Raw genomic sequence first — 17,530 nt, 5'->3', positions numbered from 1 at the left:
TCGAATGATGCTGCAAACATTAGGGTTTTAAGGCGGCGGTAAGTTGATATAAATCAAAGGAAAAGTGGGAGGATTTGCGGCGCAAAATAAGGTCTCACCCTTAGTGAGTAGGCTAATTCGGTAAAAAAGACGTGGTTTTTCACGGCACTGACGGTTCCTGGCTACTCCCACCTCCTTCCCCCTACTCCGTTGGCAATTTAGGGGTAATCCTTTATTGGTATGGGTATACTCCAGGGTATGCACCAGAATAGCGCCATTCCTGCAAGCAGGCCACGTCAGGAGCACGCCACCTCTATGTTAAAAAGATGTTTATCTCCGCTGACGCTCGTGAATCAGCTAGCCCTGATTGTTTTGCTGTCCACCGCCATCGGCGTGACCGGCATGGCGATCTCCGGCTGGCTGGTACAGGGAGTACAGGGTAATGCGCATGCCATCAACGAGGCAGGCTCGCTACGCATGCAGAGTTATCGCCTGCTGGCGTCGGTCCCCCTGACGCAGGACGATCGGCCTCTGATTGATGAAATGGAGCGCACGGTCTTCAGCCCCGAGCTGGAAAACGCCGCCATCCGCGCCGGTCAGCAGTCCCAGCTTAACGCCCTTCAGGGTTACTGGCACACCCAGCTGCAGCCCGGGCTGAAACAGGCTCGCAGCACGGAAACCGTTGCGCAGGACGTTGCGGGGTTCGTCTCACGTATTGATGCGCTGGTCTCCGCTTTTGACCAGACGACCGAATTACGCATCGACCGGGTGGTGATGGTGCACCGCGCAATGGCGCTGTTTATGGGGCTGCTGCTGATCTTCACCATCGTCTGGCTCCGCGCGCGGCTGCTGAACCCGTGGAAACAGCTGCTGGCGATGGCCCGCGCGGTGACCGCACGCGATTTTACCCAGCGCACGCACATCAGCGGGCGCAACGAGATGGCCATGCTTGGCCAGGCGCTCAACACCATGTCGGCAGAGCTCTCCGAGAGCTACGCGGTACTGGAACAGCGCGTTCAGGAAAAAACGGCGGGACTGGAGCAGAAAAACGAGATCCTCTCCTTCCTGTGGCAAGCCAACCGCCGTCTGCACATGCAGGTGCCGCTATGCGAGCGCCTCTCTCCGGTGCTGAACGGCCTGCAAAATCTGACCCTGCTGCACGACCTTGAGCTGCGCGTCTACGACGTGGAAGACGAAGATAACCATCAGGAATTTACCTGCCAGTCGGATATGTCGTGCGATGACAAAGGCTGCCATCTTTGCCCTCGTGGCCTGCCGCCGCTGACGTCCGGCGGCACCACCCTGAAGTGGCGCCTGACCGACAGCCACACTCAGTACGGTATTCTGCTGGCAACGCTGCCAGCCGGGCGTCACCTGAGCCACGACCAGCAGCAGCTGGTCGATACGCTGGTCGAACAGCTAACGGCCACGCTGGCGCTCGACAGACATCAGGAAAAGCAGCAGCAGCTTATCGTCATGGAGGAGCGCGCAACCATCGCCCGCGAGCTTCACGACTCTATCGCCCAGTCGCTCTCCTGTATGAAAATGCAGGTGAGCTGCCTGCAGATGCAGGATGCAGAGATGCCGGAAAGCAATAAGCAGCTGCTTAGCCAGATCCGCAACGAGCTGAACACCTCCTGGGTACAGCTTCGCGAGCTGCTGACCACCTTCCGCCTGCAGCTGACCGAGCCGGGCCTGCGCCCGGCGCTGGAAGCCAGCTGTCACGAATTTAGCGCCCGGCTGGGGTTCCCGGTGAAGCTTGACTACCAGCTGCCGCCGCGGTTTGTCCCCTCCCATCAGGCCATACATTTACTGCAGATCGCCCGTGAAGCGCTGAGCAACGTGCTCAAGCACTCCGGCGCGACGGCGGTAACGGTCACCGTCAGCCAGCACAACAACCAGGTGAAGCTTACGGTTCACGACAACGGCCGCGGCGTGCCGGAAAATGCCGAACGCACTAACCACTATGGTTTAATTATTATGCGAGACCGCGCCCAAAGCCTGCGCGGTGATTGCCAGGTTCGCCGGAGAGAGACGGGCGGCACGGAAGTTGTCGTCACCTTTATTCCCGAGAAACCGCTTACAACTGCTCAAGGAGAAACCCATGACTAATCAGGAACCGGCATCCATCCTGTTGATCGACGACCATCCGATGCTGCGTACTGGCGTGAAACAGCTGGTCAGCATGGCGCCCGATATCACGGTGGTTGGCGAAGCCAGCAACGGCGAACAGGGCATTGAGCTTGCCGAATCCCTCGATCCCGATCTGATCCTGCTCGATCTGAATATGCCGGGCATGAACGGTCTGGAGACCCTCGACAAGCTGCGGGAAAAATCGCTTTCCGGGCGCATCGTCGTCTTTAGCGTCTCGAACCATGAAGAGGATGTGGTCACGGCGCTGAAGCGCGGGGCGGATGGTTATCTGCTCAAAGACATGGAGCCGGAAGACTTGCTTAAGGCGCTGCAGCAGGCTGCGGCAGGCGAGATGGTTCTCAGCGAAGCCTTAACGCCGGTGCTGGCCGCCAGCCTGCGCGCCAACCGCGCCACCTCTGACCGCGACGTCAGCCAGCTAACGCCGCGCGAGCGCGACATTCTCAAGCTCATTGCCCAGGGGCTGCCGAACAAAATGATCGCCCGGCGCCTGGACATCACGGAAAGTACGGTCAAAGTGCACGTGAAGCATATGCTGAAGAAAATGAAGCTTAAATCCCGCGTCGAAGCCGCGGTGTGGGTGCATCAGGAACGCATTTTTTAAGGGCTACTCATCCGGCAGCAGCTTCCAGCGCGGATCGTCGTCAGGCAATGCGACCAGCGGCTGCACCACAGCAAGCGCGATCTCATTGGACGAGACGCGCTGGCCTTTCTCATCTTCCACCACCGCCGACAGGTGCCAGCGGTTTGTCGCCCCTTCGCTGTCATCCCAGGCAGGCATAATCACGCTCCAGCCGTCTATGCTGTTGCTTTTCGCCGGTGACGTCAGGCTCAATGCCTGCGTATCCCCCTGCCAGTGGATCTGACGAATGCCGTGCGTGCTGCGGACCTGGAGCTTCAGCATGACGGTCTCGCCCCCTTTCAGATCCCACGGAGGCGTTGCCAGCCACACGGACAGCGTTTTGCGCTGACGGAACTCCATCACCGGCAGGCTATTGCGCTCCGGCGAGTCGTAGCGGCTTCCGCGCAGGGATCGCGTGGCGGCGACTTCACCGGCGGAAAGCTGTTTCACCAGCGGCACGCCAAAGCGATAGTTGAGCTTCAGCCCGAGGTTATTCTGGCTCGCGCCGCTTTCACCCTGCTTATGCCCGGCAGTCAACGTGACCAGCGGAACGGGGGTGTAGTTAAGCCCCAGATTCACCGCTACCGGATTGTGGTAGCCGGTTCCGCTGTTGAAGAGATCGACGTTATCGCCAAAGTATTGCTCGAAGCTGACGCTGGTGTTCAGGTGATGGAACCACGGCAGCCAGGCTTTAGCGGTGACGTCATAGCCGCGCGCCATGCGCTGCTCCTGGACGTCAGAGCGATCGCGCCAGCCGGCAAAGGGCTGATAATAGTTGGCTGACAGGCGCAGATTTTCCCCCCACGCTTCCGCGCCCAGCCCGGCACGCTGCAGGTTTTCATCCAGCAGGTTATCGTAAAAGGTGTTGTAACCCAGCAGCCATTTCCCGGCGACCCAGCGCTGGCCTATACCGGCGTTACTGACCAGGCCATCCGTCTGCTGGGTCAGGCCAAGCTGGCTCCAGCTCAGGTAACGGTTGTTATCGTTCCAGGGGATAAACCAGCTCCCGCTGCTGCCGTTAAATTTGCCATCGTTATCCACCAGTAAGTTCACGCTGGCGTTCCCCCAGGGCGAAAGCCAGGACTCAATCTGCTGGTTCACTTCGCCGCTTACCGCGTCGCGCACCTGGCCAAACGCGAACTGACGCGCCTGCTCGCCGGTCGTCAGTCCATTGTCGGTCATGCTGGCTTCACCAAAGGCTTTCGCCATTTCGGCCAGATGCTTCTCCCCCTCGCCGGTTGGCGCCGCCATGCCGAGGTCGGGCAGGTTATCCCCGTCGTTATCAAAGGGATTTTGTGCCTGCTGGATAAAGGAATTCGGCGCACCGTGAACGGCTCCGACCGTAAGAAGGGGGAGTAAAAACAGCAAACGAATGCGGGACGATACAGCCATCAACGTCGTCAATAAGAACCTGTGTTTATGAATAAACTCTTATTATGTTAACGCGATAAGCCCTGAAATGCAGTCCTGGCGGACATTTCAGGATTATCCTGAAACAGCCCTTTCAGCTCCGGCACGCAGGAACCACAGTTCGTACCACAGCGCAGCTTCGCCCCCAGCGCGTTGACGGAATCACACCCTCCGACGATCGCCTCCCGTATCGCATTCTCCCCGACGCTGAAACAGCTGCAGATGATGCGTCCCGGATCCGCTTCCTTCCCGACGCTCTGTCCGTTCAGCAAGGCGTGACGTTCTGAGGCCAGCACGGGTGGTGATTGAAAAGCGGCTTCAATCACCGTATGCGCCAGCGCCGGTAACGCGGTGCCCTCCCAGAAGCCCAGCATCAGCTGGCCTTCATGCCAGGCCAGCACGCTGCTGCGTTCGCCGGTTTGGGCAACCTGCAGCTGCCAGCCCCGGACGCCGGCGTATTCCATTACCCACGACAGCAAAGGTTTATCGCACGCCACCGTCAGACGTGAGGCTTTGCGCCACCAGTAAACCGAAGAAGGCATTTCCGGCCATTCCCTGGCATAGAATTCCCCCTGCCAGGCAGGCTGCCACGGCAGAATTCTGACCGCAGTTTGTTTACTCTCCGGCTGGCCCGAAACCGGATCGCAGCGCCCTTCCACCAGCGCATTCACCTTTCCCTGGCGGGCAAACTCAGCGTTCCAGTGCATCGGGGCAAACGCCTCGCCTTCCCGTATCCCGTCATTGATTCGTACTCTGACGACCATCACGCCGCGCGGCGAGCTAATTCGCGCCAGCTGGCCGTCGCACAGGGAAAGCCGAACGGCGTCTGCGGGGCAAACCTCAACAAACGGTTCGGCGATATGCTGCATCAGTCTGGCTACGTATCCCGTTCGGGTCATGGTATGCCACTGATCGCGGATGCGCCCCGAGTTAAGAATCAGCGGGTACAACGCGCTGACCGTCGCACCGTGCGACAGAGGGTTAACGGGAACAATGTTTCGGCGCGGGAAATCCCCTGTCGGCCACTGATAAGGCTCAAGCTGCTCCCACTCCTCACGGGTTAGCGCAGCCAGGTCATGAAGGTTTAACGCACGCGCGCCGTCATTTTCAAAGGCCGTCAGCGCCGCATGTTCGCAAAAAATCTCGTGCGGATGTTGCCAGGCAAAGGCCTCGCCGTAGCCCAGCCGCTTCGCCATCTGCGCGACGATCCACCAGTCCGGCTTCGCCTCGCCCGGCGCAGGCAGAAACGCGCGCTGGCGTGAAATGCGCCGCTCGGAATTGGTCACCGTCCCGTCCTTTTCTCCCCAGCCCAAAGCCGGAAAACGGATATGGGCGAACCGGCTGGTGTCGGTATCGTTCATCACTTCAGAGACCATCACCAGCGGGCAGCTCGCCAGCGCCTGACACACCGCGTGGCTGTCCGGCAGCGACACGGCAGGGTTGGTGCCCATGATCCACACCGCCTTCACCTCGCCGCGGGCAATGGCGTCAAACAGCTCCACCGCCATCAGGCCCGGCGTCTGCGCCAGCCGTTCCGTTCCCCAGAAACGCGCCACCCGCGAAAGATCGTCCGGCTCAAAGTTCATGTGTGCCGCCAGCTGGTTCGCCAGTCCGCCCACCTCCCTTCCTCCCATCGCGTTTGGCTGTCCGGTCAGCGAAAACGGGCCGCAGCCCGGACGGTTGAACTTCCCGCTGGCAAGATGAACGTTAATAATAGCGTTACACTTGTCGCTGCCGCTGGCGGACTGGTTGATACCCATGGTGTAGAGCGTAATTGCGCGAGGCGCGGTGATAAACCAGTCGTAAAAGGTACCAATGTCTTCTGACGGAAGATCGCAAAACGCCGCCACGCGGGCAATCGGCCACGCCTCGGTCCCCTGAATCAGATTGAGCAATCCTACAAACAGACCGGCGTCGCTGCCGGGGGCGAGCGCCAGATGCAGGTCAGCAATATCACAGGTGGCGGTTCTGCGCGGATCGATTACCACCACCTTCATCTGCGGGTTGTTGCGCTTCGCCTGCACCAGCCGCTGATAGAGCACCGGATGCGTCCAGGCCGCGTTTGAACCCACCAGCACCACCAGATCGCTGTTTTCGACGTCCTCGTAGCTGCACGGCACCACGTCTTCGCCGAAGGCGCGCTTGTAGCCAACCACCGCCGAAGACATGCAGAGCCGGGAGTTGGTATCGATGTTTGCCGCACCGATAAACCCTTTCATCAGCTTGTTGGCGGCGTAGTAGTCCTCGGTAAGCAATTGTCCGGAGGCGTAAAACGCCACCGCCTGCGGTCCCCATGTGTCGATAATCTCCCGCAGACGCTCCCCTGCCGCGTTCAGCGCCTGCGCCCAGTCCACCTCAAGTCCGTCAACAACGGGGCGCAGCAATCGCCCCTGTAACCCCGTCGTTTCCCCCAGGGCCGATCCTTTCACGCACAGGCGCCCCAGGTTCGCAGGATGGGTTTCATCTCCCCGAACGCTGACCGCTTCACCTTCCACGCTGGCAACTACGCCGCAGCCGACCCCGCAGTAGGGGCACGTTGTTCGGGTTTCCGTCATGAAGCCTCCGCACGCATTACCAGGGCGTCGCTGCCAACCCATACCTTGCCGTTTTCAATTTTCACCGGCCAGGCGCGCACCGCGGGTTCGCCGTTCTCTACCTGACAGCCGTCGCGCAGGCGAATGCGCTGCTTATACAGCGGTGAAATCACCACCGGCTCGCCCGCCGCATCGCCAAGAATGCCGCGTGAAAGCACGTTCGCATTACCGCCCGGTTCCCGATCGTCGAGGGCGTAAACGGTTTTGCCAAAACGGAAGAGCGCAATCGGCTTACGTCCAAGCCGCGCGCCGATGCCCGCCTGCTCGGGGATATCGTCGATGCCGCAAATTTCCTGCCAGCGCTTGCTTTCATCCGGCGCGGTGTCGTTCACCGTCGTGCGGAACAGCGCCAGCCGGTTGGGATCGTTAAGCGTGGTTTGCCATTCGCACTGATAGGTTTCCACCACCCGGGCCATCTCCTGCTCCAGCTCGTGGGCGATACCCAGGCTGTCGTTGAGGATCACCTCCCGCAGGTAGTCGAGACCGCCTTCCAGGTTATCCATCCAGGTGCTGGTGCGCTGCAGGCGATCCGCCGTGCGGATGTAGAACATCAGGAAGCGGTCGACGGTGCGGATTAACGTTTCGTCATCCAGATCGCTGGCAAAGAGATCCGCATGGCGCGGCTTCATCCCGCCGTTGCCGCACAGATAGAGGTTCCAGCCTTTATCGGTAGCAATGACCCCCACATCTTTGCTCTGCGCCTCCGCGCACTCGCGGGTGCAGCCGGAGACCGCCATTTTGATTTTGTGCGGCGCGCGCAGCCCCTTGTAGCGGTGCTCAAGCCTGACCGCGAGGCCGGTGGAGTCCTGCACCCCGTAGCGGCACCAGGTTGAACCGACGCAGGATTTCACCGTGCGCAGGGATTTCCCGTAAGCGTGCCCGGTTTCAAACCCGGCCTCCACCAGCGCCTGCCAGATCTCCGGCAGCTGTTCCAGAGTGGCGCCGAAAAGGTCGATACGCTGTCCGCCGGTAATTTTGCTGTACAGGCTGTAGCGTTTCGCAATCTGCCCGATGGCGATCAGCCCGTCGGCGGTCACTTCTCCCGCCGGCATGCGCGGCACGATGGAGTAGGTACCGTCCTTCTGGATATTGGCGAAGTAGCGGTCGTTGGTGTCCTGCAGCGGCAGGTGTGCCGGTTTCAGCAGATACTCGTTCCAGCACGAGGCAAGCACTGACCCCACCAGCGGCTTACAAATTTCGCATCCGTGTCCCTGTCCGTAGCGGCTGATAAGCTGGTCAAAGGTGCGAATATGGTTGACGCGCACGAGGTGGTAAATCTCCTGGCGCGAGTAAGGGAAGTGCTCGCAGATGTCCTTTTTCACCTCCACGCCCTGCTCCGCCAGCTGGAACTCCATCACCTGCTTCACCAGCGCGCTACATCCTCCGCAGCCGGTCGCCGCTTTGGTGCACTGCTTAATTGCGCCGATATCCGTTGCGCCCGCACTTACCGCCTGACAGATATCGCCCTTGCTGACGTTATGACACGAACAGATTTGCGCGCTTTCCGGCAGCGCCGCCACGCCGAGCGCTTTCGGCGCGCTGCCTGACGACGCGGGTAATATCAGCGTTTCCGGCTCTTTTGGCAGGGCTATCCCGTTAAGCATCATCTGCACCAGCGTGGCGTATTCGCTGGCATCACCCACCAGCACGCCGCCGAGCAGCGTTTTGCCGTCGTGGCTGACCACGATTTTCTTGTAGATTTGCTGCGGGCCGTGCGTCCACTGGTAGCTCAGCGCCCCTGGGGTGCGGCCGTGAGCATCACCGAACGAGGCGACGTCCACGCCCAGCAGCTTGAGTTTGGTGCTCATATCCGCGCCGGCGAAGATTTTCTCCTCTCCCGCCAGCGCGGCGGCGGCCACCCTCGCCATCTGGTAGCCGGGCGCGACCAGACCGAAGATTTTCCCTTCCCACAGCGCGCATTCGCCGATGGCCAGCACGTCCGGATCGGAGGTCTGGCAACCGTCGTCAATGCAAATCCCGCCGCGTTCGCCGATAGCCAGCCCGCTGCTGCGCGCCAGCGCGTCCTGGGGACGAATGCCGGCAGAAAAGACCACCATGTCCGTTTCAAGCTGTTCGCCATCGGCAAAGCGCAGCACCAGCCCGCCGTCCGCCGTGGCGATCTCCGTTGTCGCTTTACTGGTGTGAACGCCGACGCCCAGCGCCTCAATTTTCTTGCGCAGCATCATCGCGCCGTCGTTGTCGAGCTGGACCGCCATCAGGTTAGGCGCAAATTCCACCACGTGGGTTTCCAGCCCGAGCTGCTTCAGGGCATTCGCCGCCTCCAGCCCGAGCAGGCCGCCGCCAATCACCACGCCGCGGCGCGAGCCCGCCGCGTGCGCAGCAATGTTGTCCAGGTCGTCAAGGGTGCGGTAGACAAAACAGCCCGGCAAATCGTTGCCCGGCACGGGCGGCACGAACGGGTATGAGCCGGTCGCCAGCACCAGTTTATCCCAGTGGGTCTCATGCCCGCTGGCGGTACGCACCACGCGCGCGTCGCGATCGATAGCGACAATCTGCTGCGACAGGCGCAGCTCAATGCCGTTGTCGGCAAAGAAATCCCCCTCCACCAGCGAAAGCGACGCCGCGCTGCGGCCGCCAAAATATTCCGACAGATGCACGCGGTCATAGGCGGCATAGCGCTCCTCGCCAAAGACAACGATCTGATACTGCTGATGCAGATTGCGGTTAACGCAGTCTTCGAGAAAATGATGGCCGACCATACCGTGCCCAACCACCACCAGAGTAGGTTTTGTCATAGCATTGTGTCCTGCAACCTGCGGTTGCGTAGTGAAACGATCGAACAGCCAGTCCGCGTGGGCGGGCGCAGCCGTTGCCAGTAAATCGGTAAATGTTGCCGCGCTGCGGCAGTCGCCCATCAGCAGTACGCCAGCCAGCGCCCCCTGATTGATCAGTAAACGGCGATAGTGACGGGTCAGCGGATCCCATGCGCTCCAGACCACGTCGCCCTCCTGCTCTGCCGCGCGACCGAGACTGAACAGCTCCACGCCGGTCACCTTGAGGCGTACGCCGCTGTCAGTCAGGACAAACGGCGCGGTGACGTCCCCGGCCAGCCGCGCGGCAAGAATATCCGCCTGCGCCAGACAGGGGGGGACCAGGCCAAACGTCTGGCCGTCAATTTCGCAGCACTCGCCAATGGCGTAGACGTCCGGCTCGGAGGTTTGCATCTGGTGATCCACCACGATGCCGCGCGCGCAGCGTATGCCGCTGGCCTGCGCCAGCGCGACGCTGGGCTGCACGCCCGTCGCCAGCACCACGCGCGCGGCGGCGATACTGCGTCCGTTTATCAGCGTCACGCTATTTCCGTTCACCGCTGCGATGCCAGAGACGAGCTCACAGCGCACGCCCCGCGCCGCCAGCGCCTCTTCCAGCAGCATTCCCGCCTGCCGATCCAGCTGCTGCTCCATCAGCCACGGACCGCGATGAACAAGCGTGACCTCGTCACCTGAACGCGCCAGCGCTGCCGCCGCCTCAACCCCGAGCACGCCGCCGCCCAGCACCACCGCCGGACCGACGATCGCCTGAATGGCCCGGGTATCTTCCAGGGTACGGAACGTGAACACATGCGGCGCATCGCAGCCGGGGATTGGCGGAATAAAGGGCGTTGATCCGGTGGCAAATACCAGCGCATCCCAGTTCAGCGTGCGGGCGGCGGTTTGCACTTCCCGCGTGTCCACGTTCACGGCGATCGCCTTTTCGCCCCGCAGCACCGTCACGCCGCGCGCCTGGTACCAGTCGTCATCCTGAAGACAGATGTCTGCAGCCTGCTTTTCACCGCCCAGCACCGGCGAAAGCTGGATGCGGTTATAGGCATGTTCCGGCTCGTCACCGATGACGGTGATAGCGAAACGACCGGCAGCACGCCCGGTGAGCGAGGCAATCAGCCGCGTGGCCGCCATGCCATTTCCGATAATGACCAGTCGCATCAAAGCCCCCTCGCTACGCCGCTTTTGGCTGCTTTTCATAGAGGAAATGAAGGATCTGCTGGCGCATGTGGTGATAGCGGCTGTCGTCCGCCAGCTGCACCCGGTTGCGCGGGCGCGGCAGATCGACGCGCAGGATCTCCCCGACGGTCGCCGCCGGGCCGTTGGTCATCATCAGCACGCGATCGGAGAGCAGCACCGCCTCGTCCACGTCGTGGGTAATGAGCACGATGGTGGTGTTCAGCGCCTGCTGGATCTGCATTACCGAGTCCTGCAGATGAGCGCGCGTCAGCGCATCGAGCGCGCCGAAGGGTTCATCCATCAGCAGCACTTTCGGCTTCATCGCCAGCGCGCGGGCAATACCGACGCGCTGCTTCATGCCGCCGGAGATCTCCCCCGGACGCTTGTGCAGAGCGTGCCCCATCTGCACGCGGTCGAGATTGTGTTCAATCCACTCCCGGCGCTCAGCCTTGCTCATGCTGTGGCGAAACACGTGATCTACCGCCAGGGCCACGTTGTCGAAGCAGGTGAGCCACGGCAGCAGCGAGTGGTTCTGGAACACCACCGCGCGCTCCGGCCCCGGCCCGGCGATTTCGCGGTTGTCACAAATCAGCCCACCTTCGGTCGGCAGGGTAATACCGGCGATGAGGTTCAGCAGCGTCGATTTGCCGCAGCCAGAGTGCCCAATCAGGCTCACGGTTTCGCCCTCGTGGATATCAAAAGAGACGTTCTGCAGCGCCAGAAACTCGCCGCTGGCGGTGGAAAAACGCTGGCTCACGGCCTGGACCTGAATTAATGGTTTCATGTTCGCTCCTTATTTTTCCTGCCAGCTAAAGCGCCGGGCGATCAGCATCAGCCCCTGCTCCAGCAGCAGCCCGACCACGCCAATGATGACGATGGCGATGAGAATGTTTTCGACGTTGAGGTTGTTCCACTCGTTCCAGATCCAGAAGCCGATCCCCAGCCCTCCGGTCAGCATCTCGGCGGCGACAATCACCAGCCAGGCGATGCCGATGGAGAGGCGCACCCCGGTCAGCACCGCGGGCAGCACCGCCGGGAAGAGAATGCGGCGCAGGATGGTCCACTCGGAAAGCTGCAGCACCCGGGCAACGTTGAGGTAGTCCTGCGGAATGCGGCGCACGCCTTCGGCGGTGTTGATCACCATCGGCCAGATAGAGCAGATAAAAATGGTCCAGCTCGACGCGGGCTCCGCTTTCTGGAACAGCAGCAGGCCGATGGGCAGCCAGGCCAGCGGGCTAACCGGGCGTAACAGCGCGATCAGCGGGCCGAACATGCGCGAAAAAAAGGTGAAGCGGCCAATCAGGAAGCCGAGCGGGATCCCGGCGAACGCGGCCAGGCCAAAGCCAACCGCCACGCGCTGTAATGAGGCGAGTACGTTCCAGCCAATGCCCATATCGTTAGGCCCGTCGCGATAAAACGGATCGGCAAAAAGAGTAATGGCGGAATCGAGCGTGCTGAGCGGCGTCGGGAAACCTTTGCTGTTAATCGCCGCCAGCTGCCACAGCACGACCAGCAGTCCCAGACCGAGTAACGCCGGAATGATGCGTTGAATGATCGCGTTAATCCGACGCGCAAACGTCGGCGTACGGCGGCGAACCTGCACCGGAGGGAGGACAATCACCTCCCCACTCTCTGGCGTATCTGGTGATTTCGTCTTTTGTAGATGCTGCATAATCAGGCCCCTTTACGATGAATGGCGAAACGGCTGGCGTATCCTTCCGGGTCGGTACCGTTCCAGACGGTGCCGTCCATCAATGTGCTGCTGCGTAATGGTGAAGTCGGTGTGGTGATGCCCCCCACCGCCGTGGCGGCATCCTGCCAGACAGCGGTCTGGTTAATGCGCTGTGCAATACCCGCGTAGTCCGGCGCGGATTTGAGCAAGCCCCAGCGGCGGAACTGGGTTAAGAACCACATACCGTCGGAGAGATATGGGTAGCTGACGGCCCCCTCGTTGAAGAAACGGATCGGGTGCGCGTCCTGCCAGCGCTGGCCCAGGCCGTTGTCGTACTCGCCGAGCATTCGCCCGGTGAGAAACTGTTCCTTGCAGTTGAGCCACGCCCGGCGGGAGAGGATCCGCGCGGTCTCGCGCTTGTTTTCCGCGGAGGCTTCGATCCAGCGTGCGGCCTCCAGCACCGCGCTGACCAGCGCCCGCGCGGTGTGCGGGTTTTTCTCCACCCAGTCGCGACGCGTGCCGAGGATTTTTTCCGGATGGTCGGCCCAGACAGACTGTGACGTCGCGGCGGTAAAGCCGATGCGGTCGTTAATCGCCCGCGCGTTCCACGGCTCGCCGACGCAAAAGCCGACCATGTTGCCAATGCGCATGTTCATCACCATCTGCGGCGGCGGCACCACCACCGTGCGCACGTCGTCAAAGGGGTTAATGCCCGCGCTGGCCAGCCAGTAGTAGAGCCACATGGCGTGCGTCCCGGTCGGGAAGGTGTGCGCGAAGGTATAGGTGCCGGGCGCCTGCTGACCAATTAGCTTTTTCAGCCCGTCAAGGTCTCGAACGCCCTTCTCCGCCAGATCGCTGGAAAGCGTAATCGCCTGGCCGTTCTGATTAAGCGTCATCAGGTTCGCCATCTGCTGCGGCTTGCCGGCAATGCCCAGCTCCAGGCCGTACAGCAGGCCGTAGAGAATGTGCGCGGCATCAAGCTCGCCCGCCACCAGCTTGTCGCGCACCGCCGCCCAGCTCGCCTCTTTGGTGGGCACGATGGTAATGCCGTATTTTTTATCAAAGCCTTTCAGCGCCGCGATAACCACGGGCGCGCAGTCGGTCAGCGGGATAAACCCGATGCGCACTGTTTCCTGCTCCGGTTTATCCGAGCCTGCCGCCCATGCGGCCTGCATGATACCCGGTAACAGCATTGCACCACTCGCCAGCATGCTGGCCTGCAAAAAACGCCGTCTCGACAAATCCGCCATGACCACTCCTGAATAAAAACCAAAAAAAAGCGCCCACGATGCCGAAGCACCAGTGGACGCCTTTATCCCGAAGACGAATGCACCGCCGTTGGCGCATCGTCAAAAATGGTTAATCTGATAATGCAAAGCGAATGCCAGGTTTTAACACGCGGTTTTCGCGGTGTATCGCGGTGTATCCCGCTTTACCCTCAGTTTTACGCACCTCAATCAGGCACAAAATGCCCGCTGACCGTGCAGCTACTCCTTTGGTATTACCTGCCACAAATTCTTCACCATGAGCAGCGCGCGGGCGATATCCACCATCCTTTGGTTCTTATCCATCGCCATTTTGCGCAGCGCCGTCCAGGCCTGTTCCTCACTCATATTCTGGTGGGTCATCAAAACGCTTTTCGCTTTATCTATGACTTTGCGCTCTTCAAGCGTATCGCGCAGCGACGCCAGCTGGCGCGAGAGCTGTTCTATCTCGCGCGCCTGCTGGCGCACCAGGGTGAGCAACGGTTTTTCCGGGTACTGTATCAGCGGATCGTCCTGCTCATCGGCGGGAGGCACGTACTCATCGTTACGGTAAATACGCTCGTCCACCGCCGTCATCAGATCGGCGATGAGCGTCTCCTCCAGCGCGCGCAGATGCTCAAGGCGCGCGGTTTGCAGAGCAAACCAGGCCAGTGCGGTATGGCCGTTATCGGCGGCGGGCTGGCGGGTGCAGGCCACCCTTCGTAGCTGCTCCGTTTCACGATCGGGCTGGCAGTTTAAGGCAAAGGTGGCCTGTACCTCAGCGTGGCTGTGCGAGAGAAAGATTTCAAAGCAGGCCTGCTGCCCGTCGATGCGGTCAACCAGCCTCTGGCGAGTCACATCATCGAAAAAACCCTGCGTGAAGCCAATCGCCCCCAGCGCCCGCTCCTGTCCCGCCAGCTCTTTCCCCTGCATCAGGCTATACAGGGCGACAAAACGCCCGGCTATTTGCGGATCGTCAATGCTGTCATTAAGCTGCGGTACGATACTGAGCAGATGGCGAAGCATGCGGGAGTAGTGTTCCATCGCCTGCGGTGCCGTTACCGTTTGCTGAATAACTCCTTCGCGCAGCGCAGGAAGCATATCCAGGCTCAGGAGCGCGCCGCCGATGCGTTCACAGACCGTACTTCCCGGGATCGGCGACTGTTTTTCAAGAATCACATAAAGTGCAGCGAGGTTTTCATCCACCAGCGCCCGGCTGGCTTTGCATTCGGGGGCGTAAAGCTTACCCTGTGAGCAGAGCCAGACGTTGGACGCCCCACGCTCGCACTGTAACATGTGCACCAGTTGGCTAATGCCGTGCACAAGCTCGCCAAGCTGTGCCAGCTTGCTGAGCTGCTCCCGGCGCATCATCTTTGCGCGCTCGAGCCATTCGGCAGCGCCTGGCGAAATGCCAGCCATTAATGTCATGCTTTCTCTCCGGAACAGCGAAACTCGGGAAAGCTAAGCAATATTCGTGCCTTTATAAGAACAGGAGTCAACATGCAAAAGATTGTGATCGTCGCCAACGGTGCGGCCTACGGCAGCGAATCCCTTTTTAATAGCCTGCGCCTGGCGATTGCGCTGCGTGAAAAAGAGAGTGACCTCGCGTTACGACTCTTTTTAATGTCGGACGCGGTCACCGCGGGGCTGAAGGGACAAAAACCGGCCGAGGGCTATAACATTCAGCAGATGCTGGAGATCCTGACCGCGCAAAACGTGCCGGTGAAGCTGTGCAAGACCTGTACCGACGGCCGCGGTATTACCGGTCTGCCGCTGATTGATGGCGTAGAGATTGGTACGCTGGTTGAGCTGGCCGAGTGGACGCTGTCCGCGGATAAAGTATTAACTTTTTAATAATAAACCCGTAAAAATATTATTTTCTTATGGACGCGGTTTCAGCATCAAGTTTACCTGCGGGGATGCCGATAGGCATGGAAACAACACAGCAGGTATTTCACTTATGTTCAGATCGATTCGTGCACGCATCATCGCGACGACGGCAGGCTGTCTGGTCGTCGCACTTCTCCTTAATACCGTTATTAACTTCCAGGTCACGCGCCAGGATAACCAGCAGTCCCAGCGCGATATTCTGACCAGCACCAGCGCCAGCCATAACATGGCGATTGCCGACTGGGTAAAAAGCAAGATGGCGGTGATCGCCTCAGCGCAGACCGTTGCGCTGAGTGACGATCCGGTTCCGGTGTTTAAACAGCTTGCGCAGGCGGGTGGCTTCACCAACGTTTATGTTGGCTACGCCAGCAAAACGGCGAAATTCTCTGAACCGGCGGGTGTCCCGGCGGACTATGACCCGACTATCCGCCCGTGGTATCAGCAGGTGGTCAGCACGGACGGTCCGGTCGTCACCGCGCCCTACGTTGACGCGGGGACCGGCAAACTGGTGGTAACCTTCGCCGTGCCGGTAAAAGAGAATGGTACGCTGAAAGCGGTGGTGGCGGGCGATGTGGCGATGGACAGCGTGGTGGCTAACGTGCGCGGGATCCATCCAACACCGGCCAGCAGCGGGTTGCTTCTGAACAGTGACGGCAGCGTGATTGCCGCTAACGATCCGGCGCTCACGCTTAAACCATTCGCTGAGACGATCAAAGGCATTGATTTTGCTGCGCTGAAAAGCGGTAACCTCGTCGACGGAACGCTGAACGACGCTGAAAAAACCTTCGTGGCGACAGCCGTGCCGGGCACAAACTGGCTGTTAGTCGTCGCGCTCGACAACGGTGATGCCACCTCCGGCATGCGTTCCCTGCTTAAAGCCTCGGCGATTTCGCTGGTGATCCTAGCACTGCTAAGCGCGGCCATTGTGCATTTCCTGATTGCCCGCCTGCTCAAGCGTTTGTCAGACATTCGCGACGCGATGCACAACATTGCTAACGGGACTAACGATCTGTCCCAGCGCCTGCCGGACAACGGCGAGGACGAGGTTGCGCAGATTGCGCAGGCCTTTAACGCCTTCAGCGATAAGCTGTCGGTGGTGATGGTGCAGCTCCGTGATGCCAGCGAGTCGGTGAAAAACGCCGCGCAGGAGATTGCGGCGGGTAACCAGGATCTTTCCGGACGTACCGAGCAGGCCGCATCCAGCCTGCGCGAGACGGCCAGCGCCGTGGAGCAGATCACCGCCTCCGTGACCCAGTCGAACGAATCGGCGGCAGAAGCGAATGACCAGGCGAGCAAGGCCTCCGCGGCCGCGGCGCGCGGCGGCGAGGTGGTATCCCAGGCGATCAGCACCATGCAGTCCATCGAAGTCGCGTCGGCTAAAATTGGCGATATCACCAGCGTGATTGACGGCATCGCGTTCCAGACCAACATTCTGGCGCTGAACGCCTCCGTCGAGGCGGCCCGTGCCGGCGAGCAGGGGCGCGGGTTTGCCGTGGTGGCGGGCGAAGTGCGTAATCTGGCGAGCCGCAGCGCCCAGGCGGCGAAAGAGATCAAATCCCTGATTGACTCCACCACCGACAGCGTGGCGACCGGCTCCCGCTACGTGCATCTGGCCGGGGAAAGCATGGATGAGATCCGCTCCAGCATCGGCAGCGTCTCCGGCATTATGCGCGAAATTTCCATCGCCACCAGCGAGCAGATGAAAGGGATTCATGAGATCAACCACGCGGTGACCCATCTCGACAGAATGGTTCAGCAGAACGCCGAGCTGGTCGTGCAATCCGCCGCCGCTGCGGGTGCCCTGCAGAGCCAGGCGGGCGACCTTGCTGAAACAGCCGGTCATTTCCGCATTTAATTTTCTGGCGGCGCGCGTTTAGCGGGTAAAACGCGCGCCAGCTGAAATTTTGAGGAATTTTGTCATTTTTGTTTAATCGTTATGCCATTTTTTGATCAAAATCAGCATCTCACCCCCTCCCCTTTGGTGTTATGCCATGAGTGAATTGTGA

At 60.5% G+C, this 17,530-nt stretch carries 11 protein-coding genes; 4 read left to right on the top strand and 7 right to left on the bottom strand.

The annotated features are described in order from the left end of the window. Window positions 1-294: 294 nt before the first annotated feature. Both narX and narL read left to right on the top strand, forming a co-directional pair. Window positions 295-2,091 carry a nitrate/nitrite two-component system sensor histidine kinase NarX gene (narX, locus tag UR504_RS12005; protein WP_111965926.1) on the top strand — a complete coding sequence of 599 codons (1,797 nt, stop codon included), beginning with the start codon at window positions 295-297 and terminating at the stop codon, window positions 2,089-2,091. Then, the gene (gene narL, locus UR504_RS12000) at window positions 2,084-2,734 is read left to right on the top strand and encodes a two-component system response regulator NarL (protein WP_008499531.1); all 651 of its coding nucleotides are present in this window, start codon (window positions 2,084-2,086) and stop codon (window positions 2,732-2,734) included. The genes narX and narL overlap by 8 nt, the downstream gene beginning before the upstream one ends. Before the next feature lie 3 nt (window positions 2,735-2,737). On the opposite strand, the gene UR504_RS11995 is transcribed toward narL, so the two are convergent. From UR504_RS11995 to nasR, 7 genes are all read right to left on the bottom strand, one after another. After that, window positions 2,738-4,144, bottom strand: a complete 1,407-nt coding sequence (locus UR504_RS11995; protein ID WP_302235318.1) for a YchO/YchP family invasin — start codon at window positions 4,142-4,144, stop codon at window positions 2,738-2,740. Window positions 4,145-4,191: 47 nt separating this feature from the next. After that, window positions 4,192-6,717 carry a nitrate reductase gene (locus UR504_RS11990; protein WP_302235317.1) on the bottom strand — a complete coding sequence of 842 codons (2,526 nt, stop codon included), beginning with the start codon at window positions 6,715-6,717 and terminating at the stop codon, window positions 4,192-4,194. Further along, complete coding sequence (nirB, locus tag UR504_RS11985) at window positions 6,714-10,700, bottom strand: nitrite reductase large subunit NirB (protein WP_302235316.1); 3,987 nt, start codon at window positions 10,698-10,700, stop codon at window positions 6,714-6,716. The genes UR504_RS11990 and nirB overlap by 4 nt, the downstream gene beginning before the upstream one ends. Window positions 10,701-10,713: 13 nt before the next feature. Further along, window positions 10,714-11,502, bottom strand: coding sequence for an ABC transporter ATP-binding protein (locus UR504_RS11980; protein ID WP_033145769.1), 789 nt, complete (start codon window positions 11,500-11,502; stop codon window positions 10,714-10,716). Window positions 11,503-11,511: 9 nt separating this feature from the next. Then, window positions 11,512-12,390 carry a nitrate ABC transporter permease gene (ntrB, locus tag UR504_RS11975; RefSeq protein WP_271368184.1) on the bottom strand — a complete coding sequence of 293 codons (879 nt, stop codon included), beginning with the start codon at window positions 12,388-12,390 and terminating at the stop codon, window positions 11,512-11,514. 2 nt (window positions 12,391-12,392) lie between these two features. Further along, on the bottom strand, window positions 12,393-13,640 hold the full coding sequence (locus tag UR504_RS11970) for a CmpA/NrtA family ABC transporter substrate-binding protein (RefSeq protein WP_302235315.1): 1,248 nt from the start codon (window positions 13,638-13,640) through the stop codon (window positions 12,393-12,395). A 237-nt stretch (window positions 13,641-13,877) separates the two neighbouring features. Beyond that, the gene (gene nasR / locus UR504_RS11965) at window positions 13,878-15,062 is read right to left on the bottom strand and encodes a nitrate regulatory protein NasR (protein ID WP_133294620.1); all 1,185 of its coding nucleotides are present in this window, start codon (window positions 15,060-15,062) and stop codon (window positions 13,878-13,880) included. Between the two features lie 72 nt (window positions 15,063-15,134). Here nasR and UR504_RS11960 point away from each other — a divergent pair, with 72 nt between their 5' ends. Then, window positions 15,135-15,488, top strand: a complete 354-nt coding sequence (locus UR504_RS11960; RefSeq protein WP_008499522.1) for a DsrE/DsrF/TusD sulfur relay family protein — start codon at window positions 15,135-15,137, stop codon at window positions 15,486-15,488. Between the two features lie 106 nt (window positions 15,489-15,594). Then, window positions 15,595-17,379, top strand: coding sequence for a methyl-accepting chemotaxis protein (locus UR504_RS11955; protein WP_271368189.1), 1,785 nt, complete (start codon window positions 15,595-15,597; stop codon window positions 17,377-17,379). The last annotated feature ends 151 nt before the right edge of the window (window positions 17,380-17,530 follow it).

The sequence above is a fragment of the Enterobacter sp. 241F3 genome (genome assembly GCF_034106785.1).
Taxonomy (GTDB): domain Bacteria; phylum Pseudomonadota; class Gammaproteobacteria; order Enterobacterales; family Enterobacteriaceae; genus Enterobacter; species Enterobacter vonholyi.
This window is presented reverse-complemented; position numbering and strand designations above follow the sequence as displayed.